Annotated in this window: 1 protein-coding gene and 2 pseudogenes; all 3 read left to right on the forward strand. The window is 37.5% G+C overall.

The genetic code is table 11. The features are described from left to right. Window positions 1-632 (forward strand): annotated as a pseudogene (locus ADM33_RS02385) (ABC transporter permease); the annotation flags it as partial. 32 nt (window positions 633-664) lie between these two features. Beyond that, window positions 665-1,348 carry a response regulator transcription factor gene (locus tag ADM33_RS02390; protein ID WP_049503015.1) on the forward strand — a complete coding sequence of 228 codons (684 nt, stop codon included), beginning with the start codon at window positions 665-667 and terminating at the stop codon, window positions 1,346-1,348. After that, a pseudogene (locus ADM33_RS02395) lies at window positions 1,338-1,790 on the forward strand (sensor histidine kinase); the annotation flags it as partial. The gene ADM33_RS02390 and the pseudogene ADM33_RS02395, both read left to right, overlap by 11 nt.

Raw genomic sequence — 1,790 nt, forward strand, 5'->3', positions numbered from 1 at the left:
GTGAAATAACCATTTCTGTAGCCCTCATAGTCCCAGATGAGACCTTTATGAGCTATACAGATGGTCGGTATTCAAATTATGTTAGTGGTATCTTGGCTCCTGAGCTGGTCAAGGAAAAAGGCCTGATGAAAGCTATCTCAGATACCAATAAAAAGCTGAATCAAAGTCCTCTTGGCTATGAAAGTTATATACAAAATATGGGAAGACAATTATTTTACATTATCTCTGCCAGCTATATCACCATCTATCTGGCTATCATCTTCCTTGTTGTCGCAAATACAATTATCGGCGTTCAGTTTTTGATGGGACAAAGACAATCCTACAGACGATACCAGACCTTAATCCATCTTGGAGCAAACTACGAAACTCTTTGTAAATCTTCAGAAAAGCAAATCAATTGGTATTTTGGTCTGCCAATAGCTCTTGCACTTATCAGTAGTAGCTTCGGAGTGAGCTCCCTCCTCACAGGAATAGTACCAGCCAGTGCAAGAATGGCCATGGGGCAGAAATTTATCACAGCCATGCTGATAATACTACTGTTAGCTGGATTTGAAGTCATCTATATAAGAATTGTAAAGAAAAATAGCAACAAGTACTTGTTGTCATTAATGGAACCCAAAAGAGATGAATAAGGTAGAATAAAATAGGAAAAGGAGGAGCCGATATGAAGCATATTCTGGTTATTGAAGATGAAGCCTTGATTCGAGATGAAATTGTCATTTTGTTAGAGAAAGCGGGTTATCAAGTTGATAAGTTGACTGACTTCAAAGATACAAGCCAGCAAGTATTGCAATACGATACGGATTTAATCATACTGGATTTGAATTTACCAGGAGAAACAGGTTTTCAAATTTGTAAAAATCTCAAGTCCAAACGCTCTGTGCCCATATTGGTTCTCACCTCCCGTGAACAACTAAAAGATGAGATTTACGCCCTAAAATTAGGGGCTGACGAGTACTTAACAAAACCTTTCAAGAAAGAAAGATTCTTGGCTCGTATAGAAAACATCTTGAAACGCTATGAAGGTAGACAAAATTTGCTTGAAAAAGATAATTTCCTGCTGGATAGAAATACCTATACTCTTTATATCAACGGATATTCGATTTTACTCCCTCAAAATCAAGGGAAATTGTTAGAAACCTTATTAGTGGCAACTGATTCTGTCGTCACAAAAGAAGAACTAAGCATGAAACTGTGGAATACAACTGAGTTCATCGATGAAAATGCCCTACAAGTAAACATTGCAAGGCTGAAAAAGGTGATGAAACAGGCTGGCATTGCCCTTAAAGTCAAGTCCGTCAGAGGTATTGGTTACAAGCTAGAAGAGGTAAGTCCAGATGAAACATAATCTAAAATATCTAGCTAGTTATCTGCCTTGGTTACTTGTTCTCTTAGCATTTGATCTATTTACAGCTGTCCTGCTTTGGCTTTCAGATGTGAGAATGTTTCAAGCTCTCATGCTTCTCTATATTTTAGCCACCGTCCTGCTTTTTTTCATCCTATCATTCTTACTTATAAGAACAGAAAGAAAAAAAGCCGCTGCCTATAAATCCTTCATAGCCAATCTTAAGATCGATACTGAGCTTGAATTATTGAATTTATCAAGTGCCTCAGAGAAAGAAAGCATTGAAAAAATAGCAGATACACTTTATCAAAAGCAGGCTCAAATAGGAAAACTCAACTCATTACTAGCTGAGTACGAGGACTATGTTGAAAAATGGGCGCATGAGATTAAACTTCCTTTATCGCTTCTTTCCCTCCTTTTAGACAATCAAAGTGACCAACTACCT

It is taken from the genome of Streptococcus oralis (assembly GCF_001075875.1).
Taxonomy (GTDB): Bacteria; Bacillota; Bacilli; order Lactobacillales; family Streptococcaceae; genus Streptococcus; species Streptococcus oralis_I.